The sequence below is a fragment of the Agrobacterium radiobacter genome, assembly GCF_040801995.1.
Classification (GTDB): Bacteria; Pseudomonadota; Alphaproteobacteria; order Rhizobiales; family Rhizobiaceae; genus Agrobacterium; species Agrobacterium radiobacter.
The window spans coordinates 796,766-815,808 of the sequence record NZ_JBEGHX010000001.1; the positions used below are offsets into that span (position 1 = coordinate 796,766).

Sequence of the window (19,043 nt, forward strand, 5' to 3'; positions counted from 1 at the left end):
CTCCTGAATGGCCGGAGAGCCCGAAATAAGGGCCGTTGCGGGCATTAAAGGTGATTATGGTAAATGATCGGTTTATTTTTCCAAAAATACCATTTCAGGTATTTTTGTACTTTAGGAATAACTCTATCAGGAAGCGGAAATGAGGTTGGAATACTCGGCTTTACTTTCTCTTTCCGTGAAGACGGCCTTACCGTCTTCCATTCGTACCTTGCCTTCGGCAAGCCGCTTCAGGGTCAGCGGATAGAGCTGGTGCTCTACGGTCAGTATCCGTGCCGCGAGGGTGTCGGCCGTATCGCCGGAAATGACCGGCACCGCGCCCTGCGCGATGGTCGGGCCTTCATCCATGCCTTCGGTGACGAAATGCACGGTGCAGCCGGAAATCTTCATGCCGCTGTCGATGGCGCGCTGATGAGTGTGCAGGCCGGGGAAAAGCGGCAGCAGGGAAGGGTGGATATTGATGATGCGGCCTTCATAGGGGGCAATGAAATCCCCCGATATCAGTCGCATGTAACCGGCAAGGCAGATGATATCAGGCGCAATCTCGCCAAGTGCGGCCAGTATGGCGCCCTCATGCTCCGCCTTGCTGGGATAAGTCTTGCGTTCGAAAACGAGCGTCGGAATACCGAGATCCCGTGCCTTTTCCAGTCCGCCCGCAGATGCCTTGTCCGAAATCACGCAGACGATTTCCGCCGGAAAATCCACCGCCTGGCAGGCCTTGGCCAGCGACACCATGTTGGAGCCGCTGCCGGAAATGAAAACGACGACGCGTTTGCGGCCGGACGAGAAGGCGGCGCTCATCATAGGCCGAGAGTGCCCTTGTAGATCGTACCGTGTGCACCTTCTTCACGGGCGACCATGCGGCCGAGCGGGAAGACGGTTTCACCTTCCGCCGTCAGGGCGTCGGTGACCTTCTCGGCATTTTCAGCCGAAACGACCACAATCATGCCGACGCCGCAATTGAAGGTACGCAACATTTCCTTCGCTTCAACGCCGCCGGTTTTTGCGAGCCACGAGAAGACGGCCGGAACCTTGATCGCGTCGAGATCAATCTCGGCGGCGAGATGCTTGGGCAGAACGCGCGGAATGTTTTCGGGGAAACCGCCGCCGGTGATGTGCGCCAGCGCCTTCAGTGCGCCGGTCTCGCGGATCGCCTTCAAAAGCGGCTTCACATAGATGCGGGTCGGCGTCAGCAGCGCTTCGCCAAGCTTCTTGCCATCCGCGAAGGGGGCAGGGGCGTCCCAGCCAAGACCGGAAACCGATACGATCTTGCGTACCAGCGAAAAGCCGTTCGAATGAACACCGGAGGAAGAGAGCCCGAGAATGACGTCGCCTTCGGAAATATCGCCAGCGGGCAGAAGCTGTCCGCGTTCGGCAGCACCTACGGCAAAACCCGCGAGATCGTAGTCGCCATCGGAATACATGCCCGGCATTTCAGCGGTTTCTCCGCCGATCAGCGCGCAGCCGGATTCGCGGCAACCGGCGGCAATGCCGGAAACGATGGCGGCGCCCTGATCCGGGTCCAGCTTGCCGGTTGCGAAATAATCGAGGAAGAACAGCGGTTCTGCGCCCTGGACAACGAGATCGTTGACGCACATGGCGACGAGATCAATGCCGACGGTGTCGTGGTAGTCAGCGTCGATGGCGATCTTCAGCTTGGTGCCGACGCCGTCATTGGCGGCCACCAGAACCGGATCGGTGAAGCCTGCGGCCTTCAGATCGAACAGGCCGCCGAAGCCGCCGATTTCGCCATCCGCGCCGGGACGCCGCGTCGAACGCACCGCCGGTTTGATCTTTTCGACCATCAGGTTGCCGGCGTCGATATCCACACCTGCATCACTATAGGTAAGACCGTTCTTGCCCGACTGGCTCATGGCTCTCGTCTCCGCTGGTTCCTTTGGCGTCGCCATTCGCACGGGACGGGGCCTGATGCAAGGGTTTGAGTGGCAAAAGCTCCGGTTTTTAACGGCTTTGGCGGGGCTTGCCGGATTGAGTGCTCACGATGGCTGCGGAGCGGCGCGACAGACGAGATTGAGCAGGCCGTCATTGGAGGTATCGGAATTTTCCTCTATCGGCCGACCGTTTTCGCCGTAACGCGCGACGATCTCAAAGCCTGCCGCTTCCAGTTGCCGGGTCTGGGCGGCAAGGTCGATGAAATAAAACAGGCCGCTCCAGCGGTGCGCCTGATCCGCGAGAATTGCATATTCCGGCGTCCGCCTTGTCTGAGGCTGCAGGCGCAGATAGTTGATCCAGCTTTGCGGATGCAGCGAATTCACCACCTCGCGCGGGTGCCAGGAACGCCGATGCAGCGGCATGCCGCCAGCCCGCTTCCATTGCCGGTTATGAAACGAAAAGATGAAGTAACCGCCCGGTGACAGAATGCTTCGGACGGCATTGATGATGGCAAGCCGGTCCTCATGGCCGAAGGCGCTTAAGATGGCGAGCGCGCCGAGCACGCAATCGAAACGCTCCGCGCCGAATTGGTCGATCGCCCGCACATCCATGTCCAGAAACGTGGCAGCGGGAAAATTGCGCCGCGCAAGCGCAAGCATGGGCTGCGAGCGGTCGATACCGATATATTCACCCACCAGCGGCAGAAGCGGCTTCGTCGTTCGGCCGGTGCCGACGCCGAGATCCAGCAGCCGCTTGCCCGCATAGGCATGGCGGAACTGATCGAGAATGATGCGTTCGGCGGGGTAAAGCTGCTGGTTGTCGTACCATTCGGCAACTTCGGGATTATCGAAGAGACCGGCATTATAGTCCGCGATGCCATTTTCACTGGTACTCTGCATCGTGCCTCCGGCCACCGGGCGTGAAGGGGCGACGCTGGCCCGCCCGGCAATATTTGATAGTTGTCTAATATTTTCCGCCGGTCAACCTGCCGTTGCGAGGGGTTGACCGGAAATGAGGGATTTTATCGCTGTGCGGGCAGTCTCCTTCTGCGGTCGCGCCAAAGCGCCGGTCTTGACCATGTGCACATGCCCATCCTATCTCCATCATGGGCAGTGACGGTACGGCGACAAAGGATGAACGGATGCAACCCCATGTGAGTGGTATGAACCTGCGTCGGCAGGTGTTTTTCTGGATCGGCGTGCTTGCCGTCTTTATCCTTTTCCTGATGGTCTTCAGCTCCATTCTCCTGCCTTTCGTGGCGGGCATGGCGCTTGCCTATTTTCTCGATCCGGTGGCCGACTGGCTGGAGCGGCGCGGTTTGAGCCGGTTGATGGCGACCGTCGTCATCCTCGTCTCCTTCGTGCTGATCTTCGCGCTGTCGCTCATCATCATCATTCCGCTGATTGCCGCTCAGGCCTCGGAATTCATCACGCGCATTCCGCAATATATTTCGTCGCTGCAGCAGCTGATCGCCGGCGCGGATACCAACCTCCTGCCGGATTGGGTGAGCAGCCAGATCAACTCGGTAAAGGAGAACTTTTCAAAGCTCCTGACAGAGGGCGCAGGCTTCATCGGCACGCTTTTGACGCAGATATGGAATTCCGGCAAATCGCTGGTCGATGTCATGTCGCTGCTGGTCGTCACGCCCGTCGTCGCCTTCTACCTCCTGCTCGACTGGGACCGGATGATCGACAAGGTCGACAGCTGGATACCGCGCGACTATGTCCATACCGTCCGCCAGATCGCCCGCGACATGGACAAGACCATTGCCGGTTTCGTGCGCGGTCAGGGGTCGCTCTGCATCATTCTGGGGGTTTATTACGCCGTCGGCCTGTCGCTGGTGGGCTTGAATTTCGGTCTGCTGATCGGCCTTTTTTCGGGTCTCATCAGCTTCGTTCCCTATATCGGATCCATGGTCGGCCTCATCCTCGCCGTCGGCGTCGCCATCGTGCAATTCTGGCCGGACTATATTTATGTCTTTCTGACGCTCGTCGTGTTCTTTTCCGGCCAGTTCATCGAAGGCAACATCCTGCAGCCGAAGCTTGTCGGCAAAAGCGTCGGCCTGCATCCGGTCTGGCTGATGTTCGCCCTCTTCGCTTTCGGTGCGCTTTTCGGTTTCGTCGGGCTTCTCGTGGCGGTGCCGGCTGCGGCGGCGGTCGGCGTGCTTGTCCGCTTCGCCTTGTCGCGGTATCTTGAAAGCGATCTTTACCATGGGCATGCCGCCAACCTTCCCTGGGACACAAATACTGCCCCGGAAGAAGGGGAAACATCCTCCGGCAAGGTTGACTCTCAGAGCTGACGATGACTGACCAAATCAAAACCGACAATGCCCGGTCGAAGGCCGAGCAGCTGCCGCTCGCATTCTCGCACCAGTCCGCTTCCGGCAGGGACGATCTCCTCGTCTCCGCCTCGCTTGCGGCTGCCGTCAGCCTCATCGATGAGTGGCCGAACTGGCGCTCGCCCGTCGTCGTGCTCGCCGGGCCGCCGGGCTCGGGAAAATCGCATCTCGCCAATATCTGGAAAAATATCAGCGACGCGCGAGACATTCACCCCGAAGCCGGCGCGGATGCCGCGCGCGCGGCCGAAACGGGACCGGTTCTTTTCGAAGATGCCGACCGGCGCGGTTTCGACGAGACCGAGCTCTTCCATGTCATCAACAGCGTGCGCCAGCATGGCACGACGCTTTTGATGACCAGCCGGCAATGGCCGGCGGCATGGCCGGTGACGCTGCCGGACCTGCGCTCTCGCCTGAAAGCCGTGACGGTGGTGGAAACCGGTGAACCGGACGAAGGGCTGCTCGCGCAGGTGCTGGTGAAACTCTTCGCCGACCGGCAGCTTTACATGGATGACAAACTCATAGGTTACATCGTCAATAGAATGGAGCGTTCGCTCGATACGGCGCAGACGATCGTGGACCGGATCGACCGGCTGGCGCTTGCGCGTGGAACGAGAATTACACGTCCGCTGGTAGCTGAGGTCCTCAATGCGATGGACAATGCGAGAGCGGATAGCGGACTGGACGTCGATTGACTGTCACAGTTCCGTCGTCAAACTGTTATACGGGCAAGAAGGACGATCGCGCGATGCAGCAGGATCACGGGACGGAAATAGGTCAGGGGATGGAACAGGGAATGGACGCTATCGCGCAGGACGACTTCAACAAGGTTCAGCCGGTGACTGAGGGCGAGAGCCTTTGGGACAGCCCGGCGCGTTTCATCAACCGCGAATTTTCCTGGCTCCAGTTCAATCGCCGCGTTCTCGAGGAAACGCTGAACACGGATCACCCGCTTCTGGAGCGTCTGCGTTTCCTTTCCATCTCGGCCGCCAATCTCGATGAATTCTTCATGGTCCGCGTCGCCGGTCTTGAAGGCCAGGTACGTCAGAAGATCACCGTCAAGACGCCCGACGGCAAGACGCCGGCCGAGCAGCTCGAAGATATTCTGAAGGAAATCGATAATCTGCAGATGGAGCAGCAGGCTTCGCTTGCCGTTCTGCAGCAATATCTCGCCAAGGAAGAAATCTTCATCGTCCGGCCTGCCGCACTCTCCGAAGCGGATCGGACCTGGCTGGGCACGGAATTCGAAGAACGTATCTTCCCGGTGCTGACGCCGCTGTCCATCGACCCTGCGCACCCATTCCCCTTCATTCCGAACCTCGGCTTCTCGATGGGCCTGCAGCTCGACAGCGTCAACGGCCGTGAGCCGATGACGGCGTTGTTGCGTCTTCCGACCGCGCTCGACCGCTTCGTTCGTTTGCCTGATGAGAAAAACGCCATCCGCTACATCACGCTTGAAGATGTGGTCGGCCTGTTCATTCACCGGCTTTATCCGGGCTATACCGTCCGGGGATTCGGCACGTTCCGCATTATCCGTGACAGCGATATCGAGGTGGAGGAAGAGGCGGAAGATCTGGTCCGTTTCTTCGAAAGCGCGCTGAAGCGCCGCCGCCGTGGTTCGGTGATCCGTATCGAGACCGACAGCGAAATGCCGCAGTCGCTGCGCCAGTTCGTGGTGCACGAACTTGGCGTGCCTGATAATCGCGTCGCCGTTCTGCCCGGCCTTCTCGCGCTCAACACCATTTCGGAAATCGTCCGCGCGCCGCGCGACGACCTGAAATTCGAGCCTTACAACGCCCGTTTCCCCGAGCGCGTGCGTGAACATGCCGGCGATTGCCTTGCCGCGATCCGCGAAAAGGACATGGTGGTTCACCACCCCTATGAAAGCTTCGACGTGGTCGTGCAGTTCCTGCTGCAGGCCGCGCGCGATCCCGAAGTGCTCGCCATCAAGCAGACGCTTTACCGCACCTCCAATGACAGCCCGATCGTTCGCGCGCTGATCGATGCGGCGGAAGCCGGTAAATCCGTCACCGCGCTGGTGGAGTTGAAGGCGCGTTTCGACGAAGAGGCGAACATCCGCTGGGCGCGCGACCTCGAACGCGCCGGCGTGCAGGTCGTCTTCGGCTTCATCGAACTCAAGACCCATGCCAAGATGTCGATGGTGGTGCGTCGCGAGGACGGCAAGCTCAGAACCTATTGCCACCTCGGCACCGGCAACTATCACCCGATCACGGCCAAGATTTACACCGATCTGTCCTTCTTCACCTGCAACCCGAAGATCGCCCACGACATGGCGAATATCTTTAACTTCATCACGGGTTACGGTGAGCCGGAAGAGGGCATGAAGCTGGCGATTTCGCCCTATACGCTGCGCGCACGTATCGTAAAGCACATCAATGAAGAGATCGAGCACGCCAAGCGCGGTGCGCCGGCGGCGATCTGGATGAAGATGAATTCGCTGGTCGACCCTGAAATCATCGATTCCCTTTACCGCGCAAGTGCTGCGGGCGTGGAGGTCGATCTCGTTGTACGCGGCATCTGCTGCCTGCGCCCGCAGGTGCCCGGCCTGTCGGATAATATCCGCGTCAAATCCATCGTCGGCCGCTTCCTCGAACACAGCCGCATCTTCTGCTTCGGCAATGGTTTCGGCCTGCCGTCGGACAAGGCGCTGGTCTATATCGGCTCGGCCGACATGATGCCGCGCAACCTTGATCGGCGCGTGGAAACGCTTGTCCCGCTCACCAATCCCACGGTGCACGAGCAGGTTCTTTCACAGATTATGCTGGGCAATCTCATTGACAACCAGCAGAGCTACGAGATACTTGCGGACGGAACGTCGAGGCGCATCGAGGTGCGTAAAGGCGAAGAACCGTTCAACGCGCAGCACTATTTCATGACCAATCCCAGCCTTTCCGGACGTGGTGAAGCCCTGAAATCCAGTGCGCCCAAATTGATTGCCGGGTTGATTTCGTCCCGCAAGAAACAGGCTGAATGACTCGATCAGAAGCACAGGGGCGGCTGACCGGCCTTGCCCCCGTTTCCGTCATAGATATTGGTTCGAACTCCGTTCGTCTTGTTGTATATGAAGGTCTTTCCCGCGCGCCCGCGGTGCTGTTCAACGAAAAGGTCCTGTGCGGCCTTGGCAAGGGACTGGCGCTGACGGGCCGCATGCATGAGGAAGGCGTCAGCCGGGCGCTGATGGCGCTCAGGCGTTTTCATGTACTTTCCGAGCAGGCGCAGGCGCAGAAGCTTTATGTGCTGGCGACGGCGGCGGCGCGTGAAGCGGAAAACGGCCCGGATTTCATCCGTGAGGCCGAAGCCATTCTCGGCTGCGAGATCGAGGTGTTGTCAGGCGAAAAGGAAGCGCTTTATTCCGCCTATGGCGTGATCAGCGGTTTCCATGATCCAGACGGCATCGCGGGTGACCTCGGTGGCGGTTCGCTCGAACTCATCGACATAAAGGGCAAGAGCTGCGGCCAGGGCATCACCCTGCCGCTCGGCGGCCTGCGGCTGTCGGAACAGTCGGATGGCTCGCTGGAAAAGGCGACGACCATCGCCAGAAAACATGTCAAATCCTTTGCGAAGCTGTTGGCGGCGGGCGAGGGGCGCACCTTCTATGCAGTCGGCGGCACCTGGCGAAACATTGCCAAGCTGCACATGGAAATATCAGGCTATCCGCTGCACATGATGCAGGGTTATGAATTGCCGCTCGAGGAAATGCTGAATTTTCTCGAGGAGGTCATCGTCTCCCGGGACAGCAAGGACCCGGCCTGGCAGGCGGTTTCCAAGAACCGCCGTTCGCTTCTGCCGTTTGGCGCCATCGCCATGCGCGAAGTTCTGAAGGCGATGAAACCGGCAAAGATCGCCTTCTCTGCGCAGGGTGTGCGCGAAGGTTATCTCTATTCGCTGTTGACGGAAGCCGAGCGTGAATCCGATCCGCTGCTGGTCGCGGCTGATGAACTTGCCATTCTGCGCGCCCGCTCGCCGGAACATGCGCGCGAATTGGCGGACTGGAGCGGCCGCACCTTTCCGGTTTTCGGCGTCGACGAGACGGAAGAGGAAAGCCGTTACCGGCAGGCGGCCTGCCTTCTCGCCGATATCAGCTGGCGCGCCCATCCGGATTATCGTGGCCTGCAGGCGCTCAACATCATCGCCCATTCCTCCTTCGTGGCGATCACCCATCCCGGCCGCGCCTATATTGCGCTCGCCAATTATTATCGCTTCGAGGGTCTGAACGACAACGGCACCACCGAGCCGCTCGCGGCGATGGCGGGCGACCGGTTGCAGGAACTTGGCAAGTTGCTCGGCGGCCTGCTGCGCGTGGTTTATCTTTTCTCGGCCTCGATGCCCGGTGTCGTTGACCACCTGAAATTCCGCAAGTCCGACAATCCGGATCTTGATCTCGAATTCGTGGTGCCGCACGATTATTGCGATTTCGCCGGCGAGCGGCTGGACGGGCGTTTGCAGCAGCTGGCGAAGCTGACCGGCAAGCGGCTGGCATTCGTGTTCGAGTAAAGAACGGGAACGATCTGTTTTGCGGCGCAGGCTAGGACCAGCGCTCGCAAAAGGCTTCGATATCGTTCGACTGAAAGTCGGAAAGCCGCGCCATGATCGTTTCGAATGGCCAGTCCCACCAGGCGATGGACGTAAGCTTTTCCGCGATGGATCGCGAAAACCGCTCGCGGATGATTTTCGCGGGCACACCGCCGACAATGGTGTAGGGCGGCACATCCTTGGTGACGACGGCGCCGGCGGCAAGCACTGCCCCGTCCCCGACCGTTACGCCTGGCAGGACGATAACCCCGTGACCGATCCAGACATCGTGACCGATAATGGCGCGGTCCTGCTTGCGCTGGTCGAAAAAGGCGTCGTCGCGCACCGCATCGGCAGAGTAATATTCCGGGCAGTAGCTGAAACGATGCATGGATGGCCGGTCCATCGGATGGTTCGGCGCGCCTATCCGGACCTCCGCAGCGATGGCGCAGAATTTTCCGACGATCGCGTCACCGACCATGCAGCGGGGTCCAAGGTAGGAATAATTCCCGAGTTCGACATTGTGCAGGGATGTATCCGCCAGAATTTCGCAGCACTCGCCGACGTTTGAATCTCTTATGCTCGCCGTCGCATGGATGACGGTTTCTGCGATTTTCGGGCGCTTGATTTGCAAAGACGAATCCATTCCAGCCTCCAGATTTGCGCTTGCTTAACCGGGGATGATGAAAGACCTGTGACGTGGATAGACAAAGCGGTTCAATAAAACCGGCTGCTCACTCGTCAATGCGCATCATGCGGTTTGCCCGGGAGAGCGAAATCATGTTTTTACGGGCGTATGTCACTCATTGGAGATATTGGCGGCGGGATCTCGTTTCTTCCAGTAGTGTTCGGTGATGTTTTGAGCGTTTCGAATGATGTGACCAGCGATTTCAGGGTCTCCGCCCTCGAATGTTTCCGGATCGGCGCCGCATAACAGCAGGAAGAGCTGCTGATGAGCGACAGCGACAAAATAATCGCTGGGCGGTGGCTGCATGTCTGAATCGACAGCCTGGAATGCCTCGGCGACCTCTTTGCTGGCGCGCTCAAGCGCTGCGTGAATGGTGGCCATCATTGCCGCTTCCTTGCGCTGCAATATGTCCTGAACCTGCCGCTCCGCCGGTGTCAGAACCGGGCAACTCTCGCTCATCGAATGTCTCTCCTGTCGGTGCAACCATTTCGCTGAGCGATATTATCGCATGGATTGTGTCCGCTTTACGGGAAAGATTGAAATGATGGTGCTGAAGCATGGCGCAATGATTGACCACATACCGGGTTCGCGGGCGAAACGGCAATGGGCTGGCACTGCTTTGCAAACGGCTCAGCCGTGCCCCAGTGCTTTCCGGATGCAGGCGCTGAGATAGGCATATTGCAGGGGCGTTATCGTCGCCATGGCTTCCGTGCGGCTGGCAAGTCTGTCCTGGTAACCGACAGGAATATCGAACTGGCTGAAGGTGAAATCCCAGCGGGTGCCTTCAAGGATATTGTAAAAATGGTCGGCGCCGCTGACGGCGGTTTTGGCAAGCTCGCCGCCGAAAATATCCTGCACCACCAGCGCGGTGACGCTGCCTTGTCCTCTGGCGGGGTTTTCGCGTGACCAGAGGCTGCTGGTCTCACCCGACCAGCTTTTCTTCAGGGCGTAATAAAGTCTCTCTGCATGGTCCTGCATCAAACGTCTTCTTTTCCGCAAGCATGTTTCGGTTGGAATACGAGAATCGGAACGGAGCGCCATGCAGACCATCTGGTCTACCGGGCGCTCCGTCCGGATCATTTGCAGCTGCCAGGGCGATTGGCAGCGGCCGTGGTCTTACTTCGCGTCGAGCAGGTCCTTGACCTCAAGCAGGACGAACTCGTTGTCGTCAGCCTTGTCCAGAGCGCGGCCGGCCGAGAAGGGCAGGTTGTTGTCGTTGCCGACGATGATATGTGTGGCATCGACGCGATCGACATTCTCGATGGTGACGAAAGGCATGTCGTAATAGCCATTGCCGCCACCCTGACGCTTCTTGTTATCAGGATCGGAGATTTTCAGAAGATCGATATAGCCGATCTTGCGCGCGGCCTTGCCGACATTGGCGTCATTGAATTCGATCTTGTAGATGCGCTTCACCTTGGAAGGCACGGCAAAGCAGTTTGCTTCCGGCTTCTTCGGGTCGGCGCAGGCCTTGTCGGCGGTGCCGGCGCCATTGTCACGCTCGATGACCAGCGCGGTGCTGTCATCCAGCATGTTGAAGTCACCGATGGCTTCGCCGCCCTGCGCCAGCGGATAGAGCCACGTGCGGCCGGTCCATTCCTTCTTGGCGGTATCGAGCTCGATGATGCGCAGTGCGGTCGCGCCGTCTTCGGTCTTCTCCACCTGGCCGTCAGCCATGTAAAGCGGGCCTTCCAGCAGGCCGTAGAGCTTGGAGCCGTCCTTGGAGAGCGCCATGCCTTCATAACCGCCCGAGCGCTTCAGGTTGAAGGCCGCCATCTTCTGCGTGGGGTTGCCGGGCAGGGCAAGGGTGGGGTGATCGGGAGACTTCACCTCGATGTCGCCGGCCTTGGTGGAGATCACGTCGGTCAGCTTGCCGTCACGGGTGAATTTCAGGATGTAAGGACCGAATTCCTCGCCGACCCAGAAACCATCGGCAACGGGCTGAATGGATTCGACGTCGAAATCGGCGCCCGTCAGGTAACGCTTGCTCGAACCTTCGAGAACGATGGGGAAAGGCGCCTTCATGTCGGGATCGGAGAGGAACACGGTTTCAAGCGCGTTGACCTTGCCGGCGTCCCAGTCGAACTTCAGATGGTGAAGCATCAGCATGGCGTCGCTGGAATTGAGCTTGGAGCCAAAGCCATTGTCGGAAAGGCTCCAGAAGCTGCCGTCGGGCATGGCCTTGATGCCGGAAAAACCCTGCATCGGCTGGCCGTTGAACGGCATGGAAAGGCCGGTCAGGCGCACGCCATCCTTGCCGGGCACGGTGCCGAGACCTTCGGCGCGCTTGCGATCAGCGGTCGTGAACTTGGCGGAGGTCTTGAGATGTTCAGGCGCGTCTGCAGGTGCTGCGATGATGGTATTGGCCGGCAGGATGGCGTGGGAGACCAGCTTTGCCGGAAACTCCTGTTCCGCCGCATGCGACGCGGAGGCGAGCGCAAGAATGGCGCAGGATGCAAAAAGAATGTGCTTCATGATGGAGACCCCTCTCAATACCTGTTGAAGATAGGATTGAGGCGATAGGGTCGTCGCATGACAGGCAGGTGATTGCCGTTTGAAGCTTTGATGAATTTTGATGACGGCCGTAGCGGTAAATGGAACGGCGCGGCATTTTGCAGCCGTTTACCCCTTAAACCACAGGGGGCTGGTATTGGCTGAGTGTGCAGACGCCCAGCGTCTGGCCACGGCCTTTCACGGCATGTTCGCCCAGATATTCGCTGCGAACGCCTTTCGGAAGCACCAGCTGATGAGCGAGGTCTGCGGATATGAGCACCGGATGACCAAGCATCTTGCTGAGCGATTCGAGACGCGATGTGGTGTTCACGGTATCGCCGAAATAGGTGATCTTGTGATGATCGACGCCTATTTCCGCCGTGATGACCGGCCCGCCATGGATGGCGAAGCGCAGGCGCGGCACTTCGCCAAAGCGGGAGAGCCACATGTCCCGGTTGCTTTCAACCGTCGCCTGAATATCGAATACGCAGCGCACGCAGGCCGCCCGCCTTATCGCCATATGATAAGGCCAGGTGATGATGGCGGCGTCGCCAATATAATCGTCGATGACGCCGCCGTGTTTTCTGACCGGCGCGGCATAACTTGCGAAAATTTCGCCGAGAAATTCCTGGGCTTTCAGGTCTCCATGGGTTTCGGCAAAGGAGGTGGAGCCGACGAGATCGATGAAGATGAAGACGCGGTCTTCGCTGACGGGGCGACGATAGCGACCGAGAATGAGATCGATGAAGATATCGCGGCCGAGAAGCTCGCGTACGCGCATGATGAAGACGATGATGCCGCAGACGATGAGGGTAAAGATCAGCGTCTGCACTTCGGCATGCACCGCCCGTTTCCAGGTGCCGGGAAATATCCCGCTCAACCACAGGATGGTGCCGCCAAGCCCGAATCCGCAAAAGACGAGGATGGCGTATATGATGAGACCAACGGCGATATAGGCGGGTGTGGGCAGAGCGCTGACCTGCCGCGACAGGCCGGGCATGATGTAACCGCGTTCAAAAGCGAGAATCGGCGCGCAGGCGAAGAGCGCATAGGTCGCGCCGATCAGCGCGCCGCCGCCATATTCCAGAAAGGCGTAGGCCACGCCGCTGCCGGCCACGGCAACGAACAGCACCACGTAATCCAGAATGGGCAGCAATTTTTTCATGTCGGTTCTTGATCTCGGGAAGGGGAGGCCCCGCGCTCCCTTCGGGCGAAGCTTCTGTTCAGGTCATATGCGACATTAGTGTGGAAAAAGCGCTGCAAAAAGTGAGCAATCGGTAAGGTTGCATGAAGGATTGGTAAGGCTGTTGCGCCGTTGCCGCAAAATCGGCACCGCCGCCGCTCTACGTCTAATAGGATGTTCTGTAATAGACGGTTTCAAGCGGGGATTGCGGCCGGTCGTCCGGCGAGCGGTTCGACCATTTGAGGGGAAAGGCGGCAAAACGCAGCTTGTTACCGTCGATCCATGCCCGGTCGAACAGGGTTTCGCCCTTGCGGGCGAAGGCGATGGCGGCGCAGGTGCGGCCGTCGACATCGAAGGGAATGTTTTCCTTCCAGCCGCTCAAGCCGCAGCCCATGCCTTTCGGGTCGCGATTATAGTGGTCAACGACGTCGCCGTCATTCGGCGTCATGGTGATGGCGGTGACGGTATGGGCAAAGAGCAGGCTGTCCTGATCTTTCAGGCCGCCATCCAGCGTGCCTTCATAACGCACCTGAACCGTGGGCTGCTGGCAGCCGCTGCGGGCATAGATCTGCGAGACCGCGTGCATGCGATTGTCGCGAATGGTGATGCGGGTGACGATGCCATGACGGTCGTTCTTGCCGATCTTAAGGCAGTCGGTCGTCCATTCGCCCTGAAGATCGACCTTCTCTTCGGCGGCCCGGGCGGGAAGAGAGGGAAGAATGCCGGCCGCCGTAAAAAGGGCGGCGAGCAGCAGAGTGTGGGCAGGTTTCATGGCAATACCCTCAAATCGCGCGACCATCGGTTAAGAGATGGGACGCGATGCGGGCAAAATTGGGGAGAAAGCAGCGGGCGATTACGCCTCGCTTGCCGCAACCTCCACCGCCTCGACCTTCTTGCCGGCGAAACGCAATGCCACTTCGCCATTGATGAGCTTCAAGGCGACATCGCCGAAGAGTTCTCGCCGCCAGCCGGTCAGCGCCGCAACGGTCGCCTTCTCGCCTTCTGAGGCGATCTTGTCCAGATCTTCGCTGTTGGCGATGACCTTGGCGGCGACGCCGTGCTTGTCCGCCGTCAGCTTCAGGAGAACCTTCAGTAGCTCCACGGCAGCGCCCGAGCCTTCCGGCGCATGGCTGTGGCGCGGCGCCTTCGGCATTTCCTCTTTCGGAAGCGCCAGCGCCGCATTCACGGTCTCGATGATGGCGGTGCCGGAGGCGGATCGTTCCCAGCCCTTGGGGATGGTGCGCAGACGCGACAGCGCCTCGGCATCCTTCGGCTGCTGCTGGGCGATTTCGAAGATCGCATCGTCTTTCAGGACGCGCGAACGCGGCACGTTGCGCGAACGCGCTTCACGCTCGCGCCAGGCGGCGACGAATTTGAGGATGGCGAGTTCCGTCGGCTTGCGCAGGCGCGATTTCAACCGCAGCCATGCATCGTCGGGATGCATGTCATAGGTGTCGCGCGATTCCAGAATGTCCATCTCTTCGGTCAGCCACAGCGAGCGGCCTTCGCGCTCCAGCTGCGCCTTCAGCGCCAGATAGACATCACGCAGATGGGTTACGTCGGCCAGCGCGTAATCCAGCTGCTTTTCGGTCAGCGGACGGCGGCTCCAATCGGTGAAACGCGAGGATTTGTCGATCTGCACGTTTTTGATCTTCTGAACCAGCTGGTCGTAGGAGATCGAATCGCCGAAACCGCACACCATGGCGGCGACCTGGGTGTCGAAGATCGGATGGGGAATAAGCCCGCCGAGATGGTAGATGATTTCGATGTCCTGCCGTGCGGCGTGGAAAACCTTCACGACATTGGGATTGGCCATCAGTTCGAACAGCGGCGCAAGGTCCAGACCCTTGGCGAGCGGATCGACCAGCACCTCAAGCGTCGGGCTTGCCATCTGCACGAGGCAGAGTTCCGGCCAGAAGGTCGTTTCGCGCAGAAACTCGGTGTCGATGGTAATGAATTCCGATTTCGCCAGTTCCGTGCAGGCTTCGGCGAGGGCGGCAGTCGTTTCAATCATTGCAAATGGCCACTCGTGAAAATTATCCGTCTTACTTTCCCTTTGCCGGGCGCATGTCAATACAAAGCCCGCTTTTGAAGGCTCAAGGATCGTTTTTCTCGGGCGGATTTGGCTCCGGCCCATCGTTTTTGGGCGGCGGGGGGGCGGCGAGCTTCTGGAAATAGGCCGAGGTGCGCAAAAGCGAGCGGAACCGCCAGTTCCTCTCCTCAACCGGAACGCCCTCGCGCACCTGCAGCCGGTAGATGGTGTAGGCGATGAAAACGATCTGGATCGCGGCCGTATAGCTGAACAACGCCTTCGGCCCGAACTGGTCGATCAGCACGGAAGCGAGCAGCGGCCCGACGGTTGCGCCCACCGACCAGAAGAACAAAAGCCCGGCGGAAACCATCGCATGTTCGCCCTCTTTCGCATGGTCGTTGCCGTGCGCGGAGCTGAGGGAATAGAGCGGCAGCGCAAAGGCGCCGAAGATGAAGACGCCGATGATGTTGCTCCATTCGTCCGTGCCGGCGAAGAAGGCGAGGAACAGGCCGACGATAACAGAACCGGCGGTAGTGGCGAGAATGATGATGCGGCGATCATAACGGTCGGAATAGACGCCGAGCGGATATTGCAGCACCACGCCGCCGATGATGCCCGCACTCATAAAGGTGGCGATGGCGGTAACGGACAAGCCGATCTGTTCGGCATAGATCGGGCCGATATTACGGAACGCCGCCATGCTGAGGCCGACGGCCACGCAGCCGACGACGGCGAGCGGCGAGATACGCCAGACGGCGAAAAGATTGAAGGGAATCTGTTTCGGCGGCGCGGGATTGGATTTGTCTGCAATCGAGATCGGCACCAGTGACAGGGTGAGCGCCATGGCGATCAGTGAGAATACGATGGGCCCGTCGATGCCGGCGACGGGAATGATATATTGGGCGAGCGTCACGGAGCCGAGATCAACGAAACGATAGATGGAGAGCGTGCGGGCGCGATTGGAATTCGTCACCTGCGCGTTGATCCAGCTTTCGATGGCGGCGAAAAGACAGGCGACCGCGATGCCGATCACAAAACGCATCGCCAGCCAGAAGAGCGGATGGGTGATGAGCGGCATGGCGATCGATGCGGCTGATGCAACGGCCGCCATGGTGGCGAAAGTGCGGATGTGGCCGATCTTGCGCAGCAGGCGCGTCACCGAAATGCAGCCAAGCGCGAAACCGAGGCTGTAGGCCGCGCTGATGAGGCCGATGGTGCTGGCCGAGAACCCTTCGGAGAGGCCGCGCAGCGCGATATAGGTTCCCTGCAGGCCGTTGCCGCCGATCAGAATGCCGGCGGTGACGAGAAGCGGGATAAGAGGTCTGATCTGGCTCATTGCGGGCCGACTCGGTTTGGCGGGCTGATTAGGACTATCTAAAGCCAAGGAGGGGGAAAGGACAGGCTGAAGGCGACATTGTTGCGCTTTGCCTTGACAAATCAGGCTGGCCATGCGCTTTTCCGGCAAATTTCGACAGTGCCGCCCATCTGGCCTCCAACGGGCCCACGACACGTTCCAGGATATAAAAATGCATCGTTACCGCAGCCACACCTGTGCCGCTCTCCGCAAGTCCGACGTCGGCGAAACCGTTCGCCTTTCCGGTTGGGTTCATCGCGTGCGAGATCATGGCGGCGTTCTCTTTATCGACCTTCGCGACCACTACGGCATTACCCAGGTTGTGGCGGACCCCGATAGCCCGGCCTTCAAGGTTGCCGAGACGGTGCGCGGTGAATGGGTGATCCGCATTGACGGTCTCGTCAAGGCGCGGTCCGAAGACACCATCAACAAGGGCATGGCCACTGGCGAGATCGAGCTTTATGCGCAGGAGATCGAGGTTCTTGGTGTTGCCAAGGAACTGCCGCTGCCGGTCTTCGGTGAGCCGGAATATCCGGAAGATGTTCGCCTGAAGTACCGCTTCCTCGACCTGCGCCGCGAAACCCTGCACAGGAACATCGTCAAGCGCACGCAGATCATCTCCGCCATGCGTACCGGCATGGGCGATATGGGCTTTGCCGAATATACGACGCCGATCCTCACCGCATCCTCGCCGGAAGGCGCGCGCGATTTCCTCGTTCCCTCGCGCATCCACGAAGGCAAGTTCTTCGCGCTGCCGCAGGCGCCGCAGCAGTACAAGCAGCTTCTGATGGTGGCCGGTTTCGACCGCTACTTCCAGATCGCGCCGTGCTTCCGCGATGAAGACCCGCGTGCCGACCGTCTCCCGGGCGAATTCTACCAGCTCGACGTCGAAATGAGCTTCGTGACCCAGGAAGATGTCTGGACCACGATGGAACCGATGATGACGGCCGTGTTCGAGAAGTTTGCCGAAGGCAAGCCTGTCACCGAGCAGTGGCCGCGCATTCCCTATGACGAGGCGATCCGCAAATACGGTTCCGACAAGCCCGACCTGCGCAACCCGATCGTCATGGAAGCTGTGACCGAACATTTCGACGGTTCAGGCTTCAAGGTCTTCGCCAACATGATCGCCTCCAACCCCAAGGTTCAGGTCTGGGCGATCCCGGCCAAAACCGGTGGTTCGCGCGCTTTCTGCGACCGCATGAACGCCTGGGCGCAGAGCCAGGGCCAGCCTGGCCTCGGCTACATCTTCTGGAAGGAAGAAGACGGCAAGATTGCCGGCTCCGGTCCGCTTGCCAAGAACATCGGCGAGGAACGCACCGAGGCGCTGCGCCAGCAGCTCGGCCTTGAGGCGGGCGACGCCTGCTTCTTCGTCGCGGGCGATCCCGCCAAGTTCTACAAGTTTGCCGGCGAGGCGCGCACCCGTGCCGCCGACGAGCTGAATCTGATTGACCGCGACCGTTTCGAAATGTGCTGGATCGTCGATTTCCCCTTCTTCGAATACAACGACGAAGAAAAGAAGATCGATTTCGCCCACAACCCATTCTCCATGCCGCAGGGTGGCATGGAAGCGCTGGAAGGACAGGATCCGCTCTCCATCAAGGCTTTCCAGTATGACGCGGTCTGCAACGGCTTCGAAATCGCCTCCGGCTCTATCCGTAACCAGTCGCCCGAGCTGATGGTCAAGGCTTTCGAAAAGGTCGGCCTGTCGCAGAGCGACGTGGAAGAGCGCTTCGGCGGTCTCTACCGCGCCTTCCAGTACGGTGCGCCTCCGCATGGCGGTTGTGCCTTCGGTATCGACCGTGTGGTCATGCTTCTGGTTGGTGCGAAGAACCTGCGCGAAATCACGCTGTTCCCGATGAACCAGCAGGCGCAGGACCTGCTGATGAACGCGCCGTCGCCGGCAACGCCGACCCAGCTTCGCGAGCTGGCGCTGCGCGTGGTTCCGTCTAAGAAGGACTGATATGTTGAAGACGCTGCTCGACCGGGTTCGTGCAGCCTTCACCCGTGCATTGGCGGCCGCGCTTGCGGCCGCTTTTGCGTTCTGGGTCGCTCATCGCTGGCTCGGGCACCCACAGCCCGTCTTTGCCGCAATAAGCGCGCTGATCTGCCTTTCCCCCGGCATTCCAAGCCATGTCCGTCAGGGGCTTGGGCTGATGGTCGGCGTCACCATCGGCATCCTCGTCGGGGAGGTCGCTCTTCTCGTCCCGCATGACTTCGCCGAAATCCGGCTCGCCTCGGCGACCTTCATCGCCATGATCCTCGCCACCATGTTCGGCCTGCCGGCGGTGGTGCCGATACAGGCCGGGGCTTCGGCCATGCTCGTTCTTTTGATGGGACCGCAGGTTGCCGGTTTTGTCCGTTTTGTCGATGTGATCGTGGGCGTGGCGACGGGTGTGGTCGTTGCGCTGGTATTCTTTCGCGAGCGGCTGAAGCTCTAGCGATCTTGTCATAAAACCTTAATTAAACTGACAAATCCGGTAGAGGAGTTCTTAAGCCTTCTCGATCATTCATCCCATCGTGAAATCTGCAAACGAG

The 19,043-nt window shown here is 59.6% G+C and carries 17 protein-coding genes; 6 read left to right on the plus strand and 11 right to left on the minus strand.

The window, feature by feature from the left end; all coding sequences use genetic code 11:
* Window positions 1-126: 126 nt before the first annotated feature.
* From purN to MRBLRC7O_RS03975, 3 genes are all read right to left on the minus strand, one after another.
* Window positions 127-801 (minus strand): phosphoribosylglycinamide formyltransferase, encoded by a 675-nt coding sequence (purN, locus tag MRBLRC7O_RS03965; protein ID WP_020809928.1) that lies wholly within the window; start codon window positions 799-801, stop codon window positions 127-129.
* Window positions 798-1,871, minus strand: coding sequence for a phosphoribosylformylglycinamidine cyclo-ligase (gene purM, locus MRBLRC7O_RS03970; RefSeq protein WP_003502155.1), 1,074 nt, complete (start codon window positions 1,869-1,871; stop codon window positions 798-800). Before purM ends, purN begins: the two co-directional genes overlap by 4 nt.
* A 123-nt stretch (window positions 1,872-1,994) precedes the next feature.
* Complete coding sequence (locus MRBLRC7O_RS03975) at window positions 1,995-2,789, minus strand: class I SAM-dependent DNA methyltransferase (RefSeq protein WP_060726135.1); 795 nt, start codon at window positions 2,787-2,789, stop codon at window positions 1,995-1,997.
* Between the two features lie 242 nt (window positions 2,790-3,031).
* Between MRBLRC7O_RS03975 and MRBLRC7O_RS03980 the strand changes: the two genes are divergently transcribed.
* Genes MRBLRC7O_RS03980 through ppx form a run of 4 tightly spaced genes read left to right on the plus strand, consistent with a single transcriptional unit; the run spans window position 3,032 to window position 8,740 of the window.
* Window positions 3,032-4,189, plus strand: coding sequence for an AI-2E family transporter (locus MRBLRC7O_RS03980; protein WP_035212361.1), 1,158 nt, complete (start codon window positions 3,032-3,034; stop codon window positions 4,187-4,189).
* Between the two features lie 2 nt (window positions 4,190-4,191).
* Entirely contained in the window at window positions 4,192-4,920 is a 729-nt protein-coding gene (hdaA, locus tag MRBLRC7O_RS03985; RefSeq protein WP_003502161.1) for a DnaA regulatory inactivator HdaA, read from the plus strand.
* Window positions 4,917-7,220 carry an RNA degradosome polyphosphate kinase gene (locus tag MRBLRC7O_RS03990; protein WP_371412705.1) on the plus strand — a complete coding sequence of 768 codons (2,304 nt, stop codon included), beginning with the start codon at window positions 4,917-4,919 and terminating at the stop codon, window positions 7,218-7,220. Before hdaA ends, MRBLRC7O_RS03990 begins: the two co-directional genes overlap by 4 nt.
* Window positions 7,217-8,740, plus strand: coding sequence for an exopolyphosphatase (gene ppx / locus MRBLRC7O_RS03995; protein WP_003502164.1), 1,524 nt, complete (start codon window positions 7,217-7,219; stop codon window positions 8,738-8,740). Before MRBLRC7O_RS03990 ends, ppx begins: the two co-directional genes overlap by 4 nt.
* A gap of 31 nt (window positions 8,741-8,771) precedes the next feature.
* Here the strand turns inward: ppx and MRBLRC7O_RS04000 are convergent, their stop codons facing one another.
* The 8 genes from MRBLRC7O_RS04000 to MRBLRC7O_RS04035 all read right to left on the minus strand — a co-directional run bounded on the left by MRBLRC7O_RS04000 (window position 8,772) and on the right by MRBLRC7O_RS04035 (window position 16,490).
* Complete coding sequence (locus MRBLRC7O_RS04000) at window positions 8,772-9,404, minus strand: DapH/DapD/GlmU-related protein (RefSeq protein WP_020810434.1); 633 nt, start codon at window positions 9,402-9,404, stop codon at window positions 8,772-8,774.
* Window positions 9,405-9,557: 153 nt separating this feature from the next.
* Window positions 9,558-9,905 carry a hypothetical protein gene (locus MRBLRC7O_RS04005; protein ID WP_003502168.1) on the minus strand — a complete coding sequence of 116 codons (348 nt, stop codon included), beginning with the start codon at window positions 9,903-9,905 and terminating at the stop codon, window positions 9,558-9,560.
* Between the two features lie 171 nt (window positions 9,906-10,076).
* A complete protein-coding gene (locus MRBLRC7O_RS04010) occupies window positions 10,077-10,424 on the minus strand; it encodes a YunG family protein (protein WP_003502169.1) in 348 nt (115 codons plus the stop codon).
* A 138-nt stretch (window positions 10,425-10,562) separates the two neighbouring features.
* On the minus strand, window positions 10,563-11,921 hold the full coding sequence (locus tag MRBLRC7O_RS04015) for an esterase-like activity of phytase family protein (RefSeq protein WP_080864281.1): 1,359 nt from the start codon (window positions 11,919-11,921) through the stop codon (window positions 10,563-10,565).
* Window positions 11,922-12,075: 154 nt separating this feature from the next.
* Entirely contained in the window at window positions 12,076-13,104 is a 1,029-nt protein-coding gene (locus MRBLRC7O_RS04020) for an adenylate/guanylate cyclase domain-containing protein (RefSeq protein ID WP_003502174.1), read from the minus strand.
* 184 nt (window positions 13,105-13,288) lie between these two features.
* Window positions 13,289-13,894 (minus strand): hypothetical protein, encoded by a 606-nt coding sequence (locus MRBLRC7O_RS04025; RefSeq protein ID WP_003502175.1) that lies wholly within the window; start codon window positions 13,892-13,894, stop codon window positions 13,289-13,291.
* A gap of 81 nt (window positions 13,895-13,975) precedes the next feature.
* Complete coding sequence (rnd, locus tag MRBLRC7O_RS04030) at window positions 13,976-15,136, minus strand: ribonuclease D (RefSeq protein ID WP_080866057.1); 1,161 nt, start codon at window positions 15,134-15,136, stop codon at window positions 13,976-13,978.
* A gap of 82 nt (window positions 15,137-15,218) precedes the next feature.
* Window positions 15,219-16,490, minus strand: a complete 1,272-nt coding sequence (locus tag MRBLRC7O_RS04035) for an MFS transporter (protein ID WP_020810429.1) — start codon at window positions 16,488-16,490, stop codon at window positions 15,219-15,221.
* 190 nt (window positions 16,491-16,680) lie between these two features.
* Between MRBLRC7O_RS04035 and aspS the strand changes: the two genes are divergently transcribed.
* Both aspS and MRBLRC7O_RS04045 read left to right on the plus strand, forming a co-directional pair.
* Window positions 16,681-18,468, plus strand: a complete 1,788-nt coding sequence (gene aspS, locus MRBLRC7O_RS04040; RefSeq protein WP_111820535.1) for an aspartate--tRNA ligase — start codon at window positions 16,681-16,683, stop codon at window positions 18,466-18,468.
* Window position 18,469: 1 nt separating this feature from the next.
* Window positions 18,470-18,946, plus strand: a complete 477-nt coding sequence (locus MRBLRC7O_RS04045) for an FUSC family protein (protein ID WP_003502188.1) — start codon at window positions 18,470-18,472, stop codon at window positions 18,944-18,946.
* Window positions 18,947-19,043 lie beyond the last annotated feature (97 nt).